Genomic DNA, 14,746 nt, shown 5'->3' with positions numbered 1-14,746 from the left:
CCGCCTGAGAGCACCACCCGGCAACAACCGGCAGCGCTCCGCTCGCCGGGGGCTACGCCCTGCCCTGGTCACCTCGATTCACATACCAACACTGTTTCCCACTCACGACCTCCCCTTGCACCGGATAGTAGCCATGTACTTAGTAGCCATGTACTGTATCTGACATGAGCACCCCCGGTCACCTCGTCTGGCGACTCTCGATGAAGTGGCGTGTGGCCGTCGACCGCGCCCTGGCCCCGGTCGGCCTGACGCACGCCCAGTACGTCTTCCTGTCCTCGCTCTTCGGCCTGGAGCGCGCCGGAACGACGCCGAGCCAGCGGGAACTCGCCGACCACACCGGGCTCGAAGCGCTCTACGTCTCGAAGCTGGCGCGCTCGCTCGACGCCGACGGTCTCGTCGAACGCACCCGCGACACCGCCGACACGCGCACCATCCGGCTGGCCCTCACCGAACGCGGCCGGGACGTCGTCGAGCCCGCGATCGCGACCGTGGCCGACCTGCTCGACCGGCTCCTCGCGCCGCTCGGCGGCCGGGACGGCGACCGCACCGCGGCCCTCGCCCGCGAGCTCACCCTCCTCCTCAACACCCCACTGGATCCCTGAACGGACAAGACATGGACCTCCACTACGAAGAAACCGGTTCCGGCACCCCGATCGTCTTCCTGCACGGCAACCCAGGCTCGTCGCACGGCTGGCGCCACGTCCTCCCCCACGTCGGCGGCGGCCGGCTGCTCGCGCCCGACCTCATCGGCATGGGCCGCTCCGCCAAGCCCGACATCGAGTACTCGTTCGCCGACCACGCCCGCCACCTCGACGCCTGGTTCGACGCGCTCGGCCTGGACGACGTCGTCCTCGTCGGCCACGACTGGGGTGGCGCGCTCGCCTTCGACCACGCCGCCCGGCATCCGGACCGCGTCCGCGGGGTCGCGTTCTTCGAGGCGATCGTCAAGCCGATGGCCTGGGACGACCTGTCGCCCCAGGCGGCCGAGCGGTCGCGCAAGATCCGCACACCCGGCGTCGGCGAGGAAATGGTGCTGGAGCAGAACCTGTTCGTGCGGCAGGCGTTCACCGGCGGGGTGCGCACGCCGGTGACGGATCTCGAGCCGTACCTCGCGCCGTTCCCGACGCCCGAGAGCCGCCGCCCGATCCTCGCCTGGGCGCGGCAGCTGCCAATCGGCGGCGAGCCGGCCGAGCTGATCCCGCGCATCGAGGCCTACGACGAGTGGCTCAAGACCAGCACCGGCACGCCGAAGCTGCTCATGACCTTCGAAGGCTCACCCACGCTGCTCATCGGCGAAAAGCTGCTGCGGTGGTGCGAAGAGAACGTCGCCGCGCTCGACGTCGTCGCCTGCGGGGAAGCCGGGCACCACGCCCAGGAGGACCGGCCCGAGGAGATCGGCACCGAGATCTCGGCGTGGCTGGACCGGCACGCCCTCCGGTGAGTCAGCGGTGCCGCAGCGGCGGGGTCGTGTCCAGGCCGAGGACGCGGGCCGCGACCCACGCCAGCGCGTCGGCGGTGCGGGCCGGGGTGTCCGACGGCTGCATGACGTGGCTGAGCACCGTGCGGACCACGACGTCGATGACCGCCGTGAGCTGCTCGTCGGTGAGGTCGGGCCGGTAAGCAGGCACGCGCGTGGCCAGCATCGCCTTCGCCTGCTTCAGCAGTGACCCCGCCTGGGTCGTGAGCAGCGGGAGGAGCTCGTGCGCGGTGCCGTGCGTCGCGGACGCGATCGCCTGCAGCAGGAGGTTGTCGTCGGCGAGTTCGAGCACCGCGCGGACGGCTTCGTAGAACGCCTCGACGAGGTCGTCCGGGTGCCGCTCGAAAGCCGTGTCGACGACCGAGAGGAACCGGGCGAGCTCGTGCGAGACCATCGCCTCGGCCAGCGCGGTCTTGGAGCCGATCTCGTTGTAGACGGTCTGGCGGCTGACCCCGACGACCTCGGCCAGGCGGGCCATCGTGACCGACGACCACCCGGACTGAGCGGTCAGCTCGATCGCCGCGGCGATGATCGGCCGCCGGTGCTGCCCCCCTTCGAGCGGGGCCGGGAGTGCGGCGCTCATGATCGCCATTCTAGGCCGCGCCCGCGAAGGCCAGCGCCTCTGCCCACGCTGCCCGCGCGGCGACCCGCCTGCGGTACTTCATGATCTCGCGCGGGCGATCGACGGTCAGCGCACCGGCGATCCGGTCGCCGCGGCGGTACAGCGTCACCCCGTCCGCAGACACCACAGACACCACCTCGTCGGCGCGCGGGGTGCCGACGAACTGGATCCGGTGGCCGTACCAGTCGGACCAGAAGTACGGCACGGCTTCCAGCGCCCGCGCCGCCGCCGGGTCGAGCGCGTGCCGGGCAGCGGCCGCACCCTGCTCGGCCGCGTTCGTCCAGTGCTCGAGCCGCATCGGCTCGCCGTCGAAGAGCGGGTTCGCCACGTGCGCGACGTCGCCCGCCGCGTAGACGCCCGGCGGTCCGGCGGACAGCGTCGCGTCGCACACCACGCCGCGGTCACGCTCGTGCAGCGTCAGCCCGCTGCCTTCGAGCCACCCGGTGGCCGGGGCGGCGCCGATGCCGGCGACCACGAGGTCCGCGGGCAGGACCTCGCCGGTGGAGAGCCGGACACCGCCCCCTTCCACGGCGGTGACCTCGGCGGCGAGCCGCAGTTCGGTGCCGGCCGCGTGGTGCAGCCCGGCGAGCTCCGCGCCGGCCACCTCGCCGACGGCGCGGGCGAGCGGGACGGCCGAGGCTTCCACGATCGTCACCGGCAGGCCGCGCTTGCGGGCCGCCGACGCGACTTCCGAGCCGATGAACCCGGCCCCGATCACGACGGTGCGCGCGCCGTCGTCCAGCGCGGTGCGCACCGCGACGGCGTCTTCGGCGGTGCGCAGCGTGCGCGCTCCGGGGAGCCGGCGTGCGGTCGCGCCGGTGGCGATGACCAGGGCGTCGTAGCCCACGGCCGTGCCCGCGACCGTCACTTCGCGCGCGTCGGTGTCTAGGCTCTCGGCCGACGTGCCCAGCATCAGTTCGACGCCGAGTTCGTCCCGCAGCACGGTTTCCGGGTGGAACGGCGGCACCTCGGCGGGGCCGCCGGCGTCGAGGAACGCCTTCGACAGCGGCGGCCGGTCGTAGGGCAGGTGCTCCTCGGCGCCGACCAGCACGATCCGGCCGCGGTATCCGGTGCGGCGCGCGGACTCCACCGCGCGCAGCCCGGCCAGCGAGGCACCGACGACGACCAAGGTCATGTGAGCTTCAGGGCCAGCACGGGGCAGGAGTCGACCGCGGCGGCGACGTCGGTCCGGTGTTCCTCGCCGGGGCGCTCGTCGAGCACCACGACCGTGCCGTCGTCGCCCACCTCGAAGAAGTCCGGCGCCATCGCCTCGCACATGCCCAGGCCGTCGCACTTGCCGCGGTCCGCTTCGATCCGCATCACGCACCCACCCGGCCCGGCGCGACGAAGTCGACCTTCTCGCGCACGCCGCAGTCCGGGCAGCACCACGAGTCGGGGATCGCCGACCACGGCGTGCCGGCCGGGAAGCCCTCGCGCGGGTCGCCGAGCTTCTCGTCGTAGACGTAGCCGCAGCCCGGGCACATGCCGCCCTCGCTGGCGTCGCCGTGGGTGTCGGCCCGGTCTTCGGCCGCGGTGACGCGGGTGCCGTACCGCGCGAGGATCTTGTCGCGCTTGCCCGGCTGGAGGTTGGCCCGGGAGAGATCGCCGTCGAAGTGGGCGAGCACGCGCGGGTCCATCACGCGGCGCCACACCGGCGGGATCAGCGCGAGCACGATCATCCCGGCGTACCCGGTGGGCAGCACCGGCGACTCGGCGTAGTCGCGCAGCGTCTGGTAGCGCCGGGTCGGGTTGGCGTGGTGGTCGCTGTGCCGCTGCAGGTGGTAGAGCAGGACGTTGGTGGCGATGTTGTTGGAGTTCCAGCTGTGGCTGGGATCCACGCGCTCGTAGCGGCGCTTCCCGGGCGCGCCGACGCGCTGCCGCAGCATGCCGTAGTGCTCCATGTAGTTGACGACCTCCAGCAGCGAGAACCCGACGACGGCCTGGATCACCAGGTACGGCAGGACGCCCACGCCAAGCCACGCGATCATCGCGGCCCACAGCACGGCCGACATCAGCCAGGCGTTGAGGACGTCGTTGCCGAGGCGGTACGGGTGCTTGTCCCGGCGCGCGTAGCGCTTGCGCTCCAGGCGCCACGCGGACCTGAGCGAGCCGAAGACCGTGCGCGGCCAGAAGCGGTAGAAGCTTTCACCGACGCGGCTGCTCGCCGGGTCCTCCGGCGTCGCCACGCGGACGTGGTGGCCGCGGTTGTGCTCGATGTAGAAGTGGCCGTAGAAGCTCTGCGCCAGCGCGATCTTCGACAGCCAGCGCTCGTGGCTTTCCTTCTTGTGGCCCAGTTCGTGCGCGGTGTTGATGCCGATCCCGCCGATGCAGCCGATGGAGATGGCGAGCCCGATCTTGTCGGCGACGCCCAGGCCGCCGTGCGCGACCAGCCAGAACGCGGCGGCGAAGCCGAGGTACTGCACGGGCAGGAAAGCGAAGGTGATCCAGCGGTAGTAGCGGTCCCGCTCCAGCCGTTCGATGACGTCGTCGGGCGGGTTGCTGCGGTCCAGCCCGGCGAGCAGGTCGATCAGCGGCACGATCACGAGGATCACGACGGGCCCGATCCAGAACCAGCCGGTCCAGCCGGTGGCCGCGTGCAGGCCGATGGCGAGGAACGCCAGGGACGGCACGACCAGGCCGATGAGCCACAGGTAGCGCTTGCGGTCGCGCCACCGCTCGGTCGACCCGGCGGGGATCGTTGCTCCGCTCATCACACCCTCCTCCGTTGGCTGGGTTTACAGAACGATAGAGGATGTACATGCGGATTGACAATAGGTCGCTTGATGTAAAGATCAGCTTCCCGGAGAGCAGGTGAACAGCAGGAGCGGTTGCCGAAGACACAGGACGGATGTGAGATTCGGCGAACGGGCAGCGATAGGGCCCGCTCGGCCGCGCGTGGGCCCACGCCCGTTGCCACAGCCGGAATTCTCGGCTGTCAGCGCATTTTCGTGACGAAGATCATCTTCCGAGGAAGGTCCCAGGTGCCGCACGGGAGACGCCGCGATCAGCCGATGAGGTCATCCGGGTCCCGCGCGCCCAGCGCATCGACATCCGACAGTCCTTCACGGCGGGCGATCCGTCGCCGGGCGCGCACCTGGGCCGCGGTCCGCGGGCGGGACTTCGGCTCCCGGGCACAGCCGCAAGGCTCGAAGCCCTCGTACGCCAACCCGGCTTCGAGCACCGCAGCGACCGCTTTCCAGCCGGAGCCGTCCCGGCGCGAGGGCGCCGCGAAGTCGTGCCCGGCGAAGGTCATCGGCCGACGACACTCCGGACAGTGGTGCTCCGCGCCGTCCCACGCGTACTTGTGACTCTTGCGACACGGCACGCACACGTAGTGGACCTTGTAGACCGTCTCGGCGTACCGGCACATAGGACGCACGCTACCCGCGACGCAGGGCCCGCAAGGCAACCCGCGTGCCCTTCCTTCCTGCTCCGCGGACACCGCGGCGCGGCGAACCGGGTGAATTCACTTTCACCCGTTCGGCCCAGCGTGCAAGTCCCGGAAATACCCTCCGGGCCCGTTACCAGAGGAAATGGGAGTAGTCGGCCCGACGCACTCGGTAAACACCATTCGCGCTTCGCCGGACAACCGTCCGCAGGCCGGGCCAGCACCACCGCTCCTCAGTGGTTCGTGGTAAAAAACGGACCCTGATCGATTCCGCGGCAACACGGAGGGTGAGGCGAAGACGGGTGACGGCGGCAGCTGTGTCCCATCGTCGTGTCCGCTTCCTCGTCCGGGTCCCCGTTTATCGCCGACCGTCACTCAGGAGTTCGTGAACCGCCGTGCAGAACAAAGACGCTCAGGACGAGTCGGACAAGCCGTACGACAAGTCGATCCGCAAAAGGCTGACCAGGACCGTTCTCATTCCCAGCGTGACCCTGCTGGTGCTGTGGATCGCGGTCTCCTCCTACTTCCTCTTCAACGGCGTTTACGTCCGGCTGGTCGCGGCCTCCGTGCGCGAGGTGTCCATCCCCGCCGCCACCGCGCTGGCCGAGTTCCAGAAGGAACGCCAGACCGCGCTGCAGTACCTCGACGACCCGGCGCTCGGCCCGGGGCGCCTGCAACAGCAGCAGAAGGCGACCGACGAAAAGCTCGGCGCCCTCCAGAACGCCTTCGCCGCGACGATCTCCACCGCGCCGGACGAGATCGCGGCCAAGGTCAACGCCCTGAAGTCCCAGTTCGACCAGCTGCCCGTGCTGCGCTCGCAGATCAGCTTCCGCAGCATCGACCGCGGCCAGGTCAACAACTACTACAACGGCGTGATGGACACGGCGTCCAACCTCTTCGACACCCAGGCCCGCGTCGTGCCCGACGCCGACGCGGCGACCGGTGGCATCACGGCGACCTCGGTCTTCCGCGCCGGGGACGCCATGTCGCGCGAGACGTCGCTCGTGTCGACGGCCTTCTCGGCCGGCACCTTCGCGCCGGAGGACTTCGCCCAGTTCGCGCAGCTGTCCGGGACCTACCGGACGCAGCTGGCGCAGATCGAGCCGTTCCTCGACCCGAGCGTCCGCGCCAAGTACCAGGCGCTGACCAAGAGCACCGCCTGGCAGCAGCTGGCCACCGCCGAGGTGGGCATCGTCAAGCACGGCCCGTGGTCGCCCAGCGAACAGAACTCCGTGCCCGTGTCCGAAACGGACTGGCTGAACGCGACCGGCCAGGTCGCCCAGGGGCTCAACGACCTCGCCATCACCCAGGCGGACAAGGTTTCCGCGGCCGCGATCGACTCCGGTGACGCCCAGCTGCGCAACGTGATCATCGGCAGCATCCTGGCGCTGCTCGCGTCGCTGGCGGCGATCATCGTCGCGGTGCGGGTGTCCCGCTCGCTCGTCGACCGCGCCCTGATGACCCGCCTCGCCCGGCTGCGCAACGACTCGCTCGACCTCGCCCGCAACCGCCTGCCGGACATCGTGGCGCGGCTGAAGAACGGCGAAGCCGTCGACCTGAAGGAAGAGCTCCCGCAGCTCGACCACGGCCGCGACGAGATCGGCCAGGTGGCCGAGGCCTTCAACACCGCCCAGCTGACCGCCGTCAACGCCGCCGCGAGCGAGGCGAAGGCGCGCAGCGGTGTGCACAACGTGTTCCTCGGCATCGCGCACCGCAACCAGGTCCTGGTCCACCAGCAGCTGCAGATCCTCGACGAGATGGAAGCCCGCGAGGACAACTCGACGCAGCTGGCCTCGCTCTTCCAGCTCGACCACCTCGCCGCCCGGGCGCGGCGCACCACCGAAAACCTGATCATCCTCGGCGGCAAGCAGCCGGGCCGCCGCTGGCGCAAGCCGGTGGCGCTGATGGAGGTCCTGCGCGCGGCCGTCTCGGAAACCGAGCAGTATGCCCGGGTCCAGGTCGAGCAGGTGCCCGACGTCGCGATCCTCGGCGCCGCGGTGGCCGACACGATCCACCTCGTCGCCGAGCTGGTCGACAACGCGACGTCGTTCTCGCCGCCCGGGTCCCCGGTCGAGGTCACCAGCCGCGCGGTCGCGCGCGGGATCGTCGTCGACGTGTCGGACCAGGGGCTCGGCATGAAGGACGGCGTCCGCGAGTGGGCCAACGGGATGATGGCCGAGGCGCCCGAATTCGACGCGATGGCGCTGCGGGCCGACTCCAGCCTCGGCCTGTTCGTGGTCGCGCGCCTGGCGGCGAAGCTCGGCATGACCGTCACCTTCGACCCGTCCCGCTACGGCGGCCTCCGGGCCACCGTGCTGATCCCGACCCAGCACCTGGCCGGCCAGCAGGAGAGCCTCCCCGCCGAGCCCGGTGCCTCCCCGGCGGAGACCACCGCGGTCCTCGCCCCGGTGGGCGCACCCGCGCCGCAGGCAGAAAGCTCACTCGGTTCCATGGACACGCCCAGCTCGTTCACCGGCCAGATCCCGATGAAGCGAGAGGCCAAGCCGAGGCCGTACCCGGCACGCGCGCTCACCCCGCCCGACCCGCTGCCCGCCGTACCGGTCGCCCCGCCGGCGACCGCGGAGCCGGCGCCGGCCCCCACCGGCGGACCCGCCGGGCAGACCCCGCCGGCGGACGACCGGCCGCGGCTGCCCCGGCGCGAGCCCCAGCAGAACCTCGTCGCCCAGCTCGAAACCGAACCCGACGAAAGCGACGACGTCGTCGCGCCCGGAGAGGGGACCGCGCGCACGCTCGCGGCGTTCCACAAGGGCACCCGCCGGGGCCGGGGCGGGCCGGACGATGCGTAATCCGCGACAGCACACACGAAAGTCCACAGAGGAAAGTCAAGGTCTCTGACGCATGAACGAGTACGGGAACCCCAAACCCGATCTCAACTGGCTGCTCGACGACGTGGTGAACCGCGTGGTCGGCGCGCAGAACGCCATCGTGCTGTCCGCCGACGGGCTGCTGATCGGCAAGTCGGCCGGCATGAGCAAGGACGACTCCGACCAGCTGTCGGCCATCGCCTCCAGCCTGCAGAGCCTGGCCAAGGGGGTGAGCAAGCAGTTCAACCGCGGCCCGGTGCTGCAGAACATGATCGAGATGGAGCGCGGCTACCTGTTCGTCTCGGCCGCCGGCGCGGGCGCCTGCCTGGCCGTGCTGGCCGCGGACAACGTCGACGTCGAGATGATCGCCTACGAGATGAGCCGCCTGGTCAAACGGGTCGGCGACTACATGGTGTCGGCGCCGCGCGAAGCGGCGCAGATCCTGCGGGAGGCCACATGAGCGACGACGGCTGGTACGACGAGGCCGCCGGGCCGCTCGTGCGGCCCTACACGATCACCAGCGGCCGGACGCCGTCCGACGCGGCGCGGCTCGACCTCTCGACGCAGGTGATGACCCTGCGCTCGGAACAGGAGCCGGTCGGGCTGGGTCCGGAGCACGTGGCGATCGTGCAGCTGTGCCGCCACCCCGTTTCGGTCGCCGAGATCGCCGTCTACGTGAAGATCCCGCTGGGGGTCGTGCGCGTGCTCGTCGGCGACCTGATCGAGCGCGGGCTCGTGATCACGCGCTCCCCCACCCACAATTCGGCGCAGTCGCCGGACCTCGAAACTCTCCAGGCGGTTCTCGATGGCCTCATCAAGTACTGACGGGACCGGGGCCGACCTGGTCCCCACGCCGGTCAAGATCATCGTCGCGGGCGGCTTCGGCGCCGGCAAGACCACCATGGTCGGTTCGGTCAGCGAGATCCCGCCGCTGACCACCGAGGAGGTGCTCACCGAAGCGAGCGCCGGGGTGGACGACCTGTCCGGCGTGGAGCGCAAGACCACGACGACGGTCGCGCTCGACTTCGGCCGGATCACGATCTCGCCGCGGCACGTCCTGTACCTGTTCGGGACGCCGGGGCAGGCGCGCTTCTGGTTCATGTGGGACGACCTCGCGCGCGGAGCGATCGGGACGATCGTGCTCGTCGACACCCGGCGCCTCGAGACGAGCTTCGCCGCGATCGACTTCTTCGAGCGCCGAAAGATCCCGTTCGTCGTCGCGGTGAACTGCTTCGACAACGCGCCGCGCTACACCGCCGACGAGATCCGCGAGGCCCTCGTGGTCCCGGATCGGGTGCCGATCGTCATGTGTGACGCGCGTGACAGGGACTCGAGCAAGCTCGCGCTTATCCGGCTGGTAAAGCACGCGATGACCGTGGTGCCGGTGCGGGTCTGAGACCTGCGCTTTGTCCGCTCCCTGTCCGGTCCGGACAGCGCCGGTGTCCGATGTGTCCGAGCGTGTCCACCTCGGACACCGGCAAACCCACATGGACCAATTGGTTGGACCACCTGGGTGCAGCTTTTTAGTTGAGCAAGCATCAAACTGATAGCATCCGCACGTGACGATTCACGTGCCGAAGTTTCCTGAATATATAAGGGAAAACTACCCGGCTCAGGGTCGTCTCTTCGGTGACTTTCTGTGCGGGCTCTGGGCTACCGCGTGTGAAGCGCTCCAGATCCCGGTGGCGCAGTCCGTCCGGACGACCCGGATGCTGCGCGCCCTGCTGCCGCCGTGGGCGCACGAGCGGATCGGGTCCGCGCCGGCCCAGCCGTCCTATGTGGCGGACGACGGGTTCCCGGCCGAGATGTCGGTGAACTGGTCCGGGCGGCACCCGGAGCTGCGTGTGCTGTTCGACAGCCTCGGCCACGACGCGGCCCTCCCCGCGGAAAGCGGTTCCCGCAGGCTGCAAGGGGTGCGGGAGGTCTTCACGCCGCGCGCCGGCCGCCCGTCGCCCGCTCCCCTGTGGCACTCCATCGCCTGGCGGCCGCCGTCGACGGTCGTCCACAAGACCTACTTCGGGCTCTACCCGTGGCCGCACGCCCAGCGCGAGGCGGCCGTGGCCGAAGCCATGGCCCGGCTCGGCATGGCGGAGGCGTGGGACGCGACCCGGCGCCGGGTCGAAACCGTCGAAGGTGCCCGGGAAATCGAATTCTTCGCGGTGGACCTGGCCGACGAGGCCGAGGCCAGGGTGAAGATCTACTACCGCAACCACGGCGCCGGCCTGGCCGAGGTGGACCGCGTCGCCTCGGTCGCACTGCGCCACGACGCCGACGACGCGCGCGCCGCCTACCGGATCCTGGCCGGTGACCGCGAAGACGCCGGTGAGGCGGCCTTGAGCTGCCTCGCGTTCCGGTCCGGCGCGGACCGGGCGGCCGAGTCCACGACCTACCTGCGCCTGCCCGATCTCGCTTCCGGTGACGAAGAAGCCGTGGAGCGCACCGCCGCGTTGCTGCACCGCGAAGGCGTCGACCCGGGGCGGTTCCGCCTCCTCACCGCGGCGCTGGCGCCGGAACCGCTGTCCACGACGAACATCCTCGAGCTGGTGAGCTATCGCACAGCGGGCCGGCGCGGCGACGTCACCACGTACTTCCGGTTCCCCGTGTACGACCGCTCCCTCACCCCTGTTGATCTTGATTGACGTCGCCGGAAAGATGATCTCCCGTCGCACCAAGGTAAGGAGCCGATCGTGACCAAGCAGGACGTCGAGCGCGTAGCCCGCCACAACGAGCAGCGGCAACGGGAGTACGGAACGTCGAACCTGATCCGGCTGCTGACCGACGCGGGCACCACCGACGAGACGAAGAAGGCCGTGCTCACCTACTTGCAGCCGTGGTCGAACGCCTTCCAGCGGATGATCAGCGCCCGCGTCACCTTCGAGAGCGATCCGGAGCTGCGGGCGCTGGCCCTGGAGCACCAGGAGGAGGAGATCGGGCACGACAAGATCCTGGCCCGCAGCCGCGCGGACGACCGGCAGCTGGTCTGGGACCCGGTGATCGAAGCGGGCGCGTCGTGGTTCGTCGACCAGTTCGCGACCCTGCCCGGGGTGCAGCGCGCGGTGCTGGCGCACCTCGCCCTCGAGGCCGGCAGCCTGGTGTTCAGCCAGGCGGGGACGCGGGCGTTCCCCGACGACGAATACTTCGACCTGCACGACGAAGCCGACGTCGAGCACCTCGAGATGGGCTACGAACTGTTGCGCCGCCGCGAAGACTGGACGGTCGACGACGTCGTCGAGGTGCTCGACCGGGCGTGGCAGGTGATCGGCGTCGTCTCCGACCGCATCGCCGAGCGCGCCCTCCGCGCTACGGTGGCGGCATGATCACGACCGACCCGGCCGCGGCCGCCCGCGAAGTCGCCGCCGAAGCCGCCCGCGCGTACCAGGAAGCCTTGGGAGAGCGCCTGATCGGCGCGTACCTGCTGGGCAGCCTGTCCTACGGCGGGTACGCCCCGGCGGCGAGCGACATCGACCTGGCTCTCGTCCTGAAGGAGACCGACGGCTCGTCGATCCCGGACACCACGGCGGCACTGCAGGAGCGGAGTCCGTTGCACCGCAAGCTGTCGGTGTTCTGGGCGTCGCTGCCGGCGTTGCGCGAAGGCCGCGACGACGGCCGCTTCCCGGCGCTGGACCGCCTGCAGCTGGCCGACCACGGCCGGGTCCTGGTCGGCTCGGACGTCCTCGCGGAGATCGCCCGCCCGGCGGCTTCGGAGCTGCTGCTGGAGAGCGCCCGGTTCGCGATCGCGGTCCTGGCGACGCCCGAGGTGACCGCGGAGTTCCGCGAGCCGCGCCGGCTGCTGGTCGACACGGTGTGGTTCACGAAGGCGGCGTTGTTCCCGGTCCGCTTCCTGTACTCGGGAACGCTCGCCTCCGGGCGCGCGGCGAACAACGACGAAGCGATCGAGTGGTACCTGTCCCGGCCGGACGCCCCCGCGGGTTCGCTGGTCCGGCTGGCCTTGCGGGTCCGGGAAGGGCACCCGCTGGACGCGGACGAGCTGCGCCCGGAGCTGGCGGCGGGGCTGGTTCCGCTGTACCGGTACTACATCGCGGACCAGCTGCGGCAGCTGAAGGAGATCGACGCGCCCGCCGAGCTGGTGGCCGCGTTCGCCGACTGGGACGAACGCCTCGGCTAGCGCCGCGCGACCTGCACGGTCGCCCAGGCCGCCACCTGGCTGCGCGAAGCGAACTCCAGCTTGCGCAGGATCCGGTTCACGTGCCCCTCGGCCGTCCGGCGGGAGATGACCAGCTTGTCCGCGATCTCCTGGTTGGACCGGCCGTCCGCGATCAGCAGCGCCACCTCGTGCTCCCGGTCCGTCAGCGGCGTCGACCGCGACGGGCCGGGCGCCGGGGACGGCGTCTCGTCCCCCAGCGCGTAGGCGATCGCTTCCTCCAGCCCGAACTCGCGGCCGCGGCGGACGGCCGCGTCGAACGGGCCCTCCCCCAGCCCCCGGCGGGCCTGCGTCTCGCACTCTCCGTGCGGGGCACCGAAGTACCGCGACCCGAACATCGGGAACCCGACCGCCTGCCAGATCGGCTGGGCGGACCCCAGCATCGTCGCCGCCGGTTCCCAGTGGCCGCGGGCCGATTCGGTCCAGGCCAGCGCCTCGATCGCCAGCACGATACCCAGCAGGTCGTGGAACTTCCGCTTGACGCGCAGGCAGTGCCGCCCGTACTCGGCCGCCCGGGCGAAGTCGCCGCGGCCCAGCGCGACCAGGGCCTGGACGAAGACCGCGTACGCCTGCGCCCACTGCTCGCCGTGGGCGACGCCGGTCGCGCACGCCTCCTCGCACAGCTCGCCCGCGCGGTCGAGGTCGCCCAGGAAGATCAACGCGATCGCGAGCTCGATGCCGGCCAGCATCACGTTGCTGTTGAGCTCGCCGAGCTTCCGGTAGCGGACCTGCGCTTCCTCGAAGAGCGCCTTCGCGTCGCCGACGTCGTCGCCGACCAGCAGATTGCAGCCGAGCCGGTGCGTCGCATACGCCATGGCCACGTCGTCGCCGGTCTGCCGGGCATACGCACGGCACTCCTCCAGCATCGCGACCGCGCCGGCGTTGTCGCCCTGCAACGTCGCGACGTACCCGTTGACCCACAACGCCTTCGCGCGTTCCTCGCCCGGTGCCGGGGAAAGCGCGAGCGCGCGGTCGAGCCAGTGGCGGCCTTCGCCGAACACCCCGCAGCCCGCCCAGTAGAACCAGAGCGTCGAGGCGAGCCGGAGGCCGGTCTCGAGCTCGCCGGGCGTCGTCAGGCAGTAGTCCAGCGCGGCCCGCAGGTTCGCGTGCTCCAGGCGGGTCCGGCGGAAGGTCTCCGCCTGCTCCGGGCCGAACCACTCCCGTTCGCTGCGCACCGCCAGGTCGAGGTAGTGGTCCCGCATGGCCCGCAGGACCGCGGCCGCTTCCCCGGACTCGCCCAGCTTGTCCCGCCCGAACTGCCGCAACGGCTCGAGCAGCCGGAACCGCCCGGCTTCGCGGATCAACACCGACTTCTCCACCAGCCCGGCGAACCCGGCCCGGACGTCCTCGCCAGCGCAGACGCGCTCGGCCGCCGGCAGGTCGAAGCCGCCGGCGAACACCGACGCCCGGGCCCACAGGCGCCGCTCGGCCGGGGTGCACAGCCGGAAGCTCCAGTCGACGGCGGCCAGCAGCGTCTGGTGCCGGGGTTCGCCGCCCCGCTTCACCGTCCCGGGCAGCCGGAAGCAGTCGCCCAGCCCGGATTCCAGCTCCGCGAGCGTCAGCACCCGCAGCCGCACGGCCGCCAGCTCGATCGCCAGCGGGATGCCGGCCAGCAGCCGGCACACCTGCGCCACGCGCTCCTGGTTCTCCGCGGTGACCGCGAACCCCGGGTCGACGGCGGCCGCGCGTTCGGCGAACAGCGTCAGCGCCGGGTAGCGCAGCCAGGCCCCGCCGGGCAGCGGGCGGCCGGGTTCCGGCAGCGGCAGCGGCGACACCGGCCAGAGGTGCTCGGCGGCCAGCGCGAGCCGCTCCCGGCTGGTCGCGAGCAGCCGCAGGCCGGGGGCGGCCCGCAGCAGGTCGTGCGCCAGCGCGGCGCAGGATTCGAGGACGTGCTCGCAGTTGTCCAGGACCACCAGCAGCCGCCGGTCCCGCAGGTGCTCGGCGAGCACCCGCGCCGGCGCCCGGCCGGTCTCGTCGTGGACGCCCAGCGCTTCGAGCACCGTGTGCGCGACGAGCGCCGGGTCCCGCAGCCCGGCGAGCTCGACCAGCCAGGCGCCGTCGGGGAACGCCCGGGACAGCCCGGCGGCGGTCTGCACGGCCAGCCGCGTCTTGCCGACGCCGCCCACGCCGGTCAGGGTGACCAGCCGGGCCCGCGTCAGCAGGTCCTTGACCTCGGCCACCTCGGACCTGCGTCCGACGAAGCTCGTGGTCTCCGCGGGCAGGTTGCCCCTTCCGCACGTCACGCCGGTCTTCCCCACCCGTGCACCGTAAG

At 71.3% G+C, this 14,746-nt stretch carries 15 protein-coding genes; 9 read left to right on the top strand and 6 right to left on the bottom strand.

All coding sequences use genetic code 11. The features are described from left to right. Positions 1–164 precede the first annotated feature (164 nt). Together QQ657_RS45965 and QQ657_RS45960 are read left to right on the top strand one after the other, a co-directional pair. Positions 165–602: a MarR family winged helix-turn-helix transcriptional regulator gene (locus QQ657_RS45965; protein ID WP_284748714.1), complete on the top strand. Its 438-nt coding sequence runs from the start codon at positions 165–167 to the stop codon at positions 600–602. Positions 603–613: 11 nt separating this feature from the next. Continuing rightward, on the top strand, positions 614–1,441 hold the full coding sequence (locus QQ657_RS45960; RefSeq protein ID WP_284748713.1) for a haloalkane dehalogenase: 828 nt from the start codon (positions 614–616) through the stop codon (positions 1,439–1,441). Position 1,442: 1 nt separating this feature from the next. Here the strand turns inward: QQ657_RS45960 and QQ657_RS45955 are convergent, their stop codons facing one another. The 5 genes from QQ657_RS45955 to QQ657_RS45935 form a co-directional block, all read right to left on the bottom strand. Continuing rightward, positions 1,443–2,069, bottom strand: coding sequence for a TetR/AcrR family transcriptional regulator (locus QQ657_RS45955; RefSeq protein WP_284748712.1), 627 nt, complete (start codon positions 2,067–2,069; stop codon positions 1,443–1,445). Position 2,070: 1 nt separating this feature from the next. Beyond that, positions 2,071–3,234, bottom strand: a complete 1,164-nt coding sequence (locus QQ657_RS45950; protein WP_284748711.1) for an NAD(P)/FAD-dependent oxidoreductase — start codon at positions 3,232–3,234, stop codon at positions 2,071–2,073. Beyond that, the gene (locus QQ657_RS45945; RefSeq protein WP_284748710.1) at positions 3,231–3,419 is read right to left on the bottom strand and encodes a ferredoxin; all 189 of its coding nucleotides are present in this window, start codon (positions 3,417–3,419) and stop codon (positions 3,231–3,233) included. Before QQ657_RS45945 ends, QQ657_RS45950 begins: the two co-directional genes overlap by 4 nt. Next, the gene (locus QQ657_RS45940; RefSeq protein WP_284748709.1) at positions 3,419–4,810 is read right to left on the bottom strand and encodes a fatty acid desaturase; all 1,392 of its coding nucleotides are present in this window, start codon (positions 4,808–4,810) and stop codon (positions 3,419–3,421) included. The genes QQ657_RS45945 and QQ657_RS45940 overlap by 1 nt, the downstream gene beginning before the upstream one ends. Before the next feature lie 293 nt (positions 4,811–5,103). After that, positions 5,104–5,469 (bottom strand): hypothetical protein, encoded by a 366-nt coding sequence (locus QQ657_RS45935; RefSeq protein WP_284748708.1) that lies wholly within the window; start codon positions 5,467–5,469, stop codon positions 5,104–5,106. 413 nt (positions 5,470–5,882) lie between these two features. On the opposite strand from QQ657_RS45935, the gene QQ657_RS45930 reads away from it, so the two are divergent. From QQ657_RS45930 to QQ657_RS45900, 7 genes are all read left to right on the top strand, one after another. Continuing rightward, a complete protein-coding gene (locus QQ657_RS45930; RefSeq protein ID WP_284748707.1) occupies positions 5,883–8,294 on the top strand; it encodes a sensor histidine kinase in 2,412 nt (803 codons plus the stop codon). 52 nt (positions 8,295–8,346) lie between these two features. Continuing rightward, positions 8,347–8,772 (top strand): roadblock/LC7 domain-containing protein, encoded by a 426-nt coding sequence (locus tag QQ657_RS45925; RefSeq protein ID WP_257919794.1) that lies wholly within the window; start codon positions 8,347–8,349, stop codon positions 8,770–8,772. Beyond that, positions 8,769–9,137, top strand: coding sequence for a DUF742 domain-containing protein (locus QQ657_RS45920; RefSeq protein ID WP_284748706.1), 369 nt, complete (start codon positions 8,769–8,771; stop codon positions 9,135–9,137). Before QQ657_RS45925 ends, QQ657_RS45920 begins: the two co-directional genes overlap by 4 nt. Next, positions 9,118–9,708 (top strand): GTP-binding protein, encoded by a 591-nt coding sequence (locus QQ657_RS45915; protein WP_284748705.1) that lies wholly within the window; start codon positions 9,118–9,120, stop codon positions 9,706–9,708. The genes QQ657_RS45920 and QQ657_RS45915 overlap by 20 nt, the downstream gene beginning before the upstream one ends. Before the next feature lie 286 nt (positions 9,709–9,994). Beyond that, positions 9,995–10,951, top strand: coding sequence for a hypothetical protein (locus QQ657_RS45910; protein WP_284748704.1), 957 nt, complete (start codon positions 9,995–9,997; stop codon positions 10,949–10,951). Positions 10,952–10,999: 48 nt separating this feature from the next. Continuing rightward, positions 11,000–11,629 carry a hypothetical protein gene (locus QQ657_RS45905; protein ID WP_284748703.1) on the top strand — a complete coding sequence of 210 codons (630 nt, stop codon included), beginning with the start codon at positions 11,000–11,002 and terminating at the stop codon, positions 11,627–11,629. Further along, positions 11,626–12,438, top strand: a complete 813-nt coding sequence (locus QQ657_RS45900; protein WP_284748702.1) for a hypothetical protein — start codon at positions 11,626–11,628, stop codon at positions 12,436–12,438. The genes QQ657_RS45905 and QQ657_RS45900 overlap by 4 nt, the downstream gene beginning before the upstream one ends. Here QQ657_RS45900 and QQ657_RS45895 read toward each other — a convergent pair. Next, entirely contained in the window at positions 12,435–14,732 is a 2,298-nt protein-coding gene (locus QQ657_RS45895; protein ID WP_284748701.1) for an ATP-binding protein, read from the bottom strand. The genes QQ657_RS45900 and QQ657_RS45895 overlap by 4 nt on opposite strands. Between the last annotated feature and the right edge of the window lie 14 nt (positions 14,733–14,746).

Origin of the sequence: Amycolatopsis ponsaeliensis, assembly GCF_030182635.1 — a bacterium.
Lineage (GTDB): Bacteria > Actinomycetota > Actinomycetes > Mycobacteriales > Pseudonocardiaceae > Amycolatopsis > Amycolatopsis ponsaeliensis.
The sequence above is the reverse complement of the archived record's forward strand: the minus strand, read 5'-3'. Positions and strand labels throughout refer to the sequence as shown.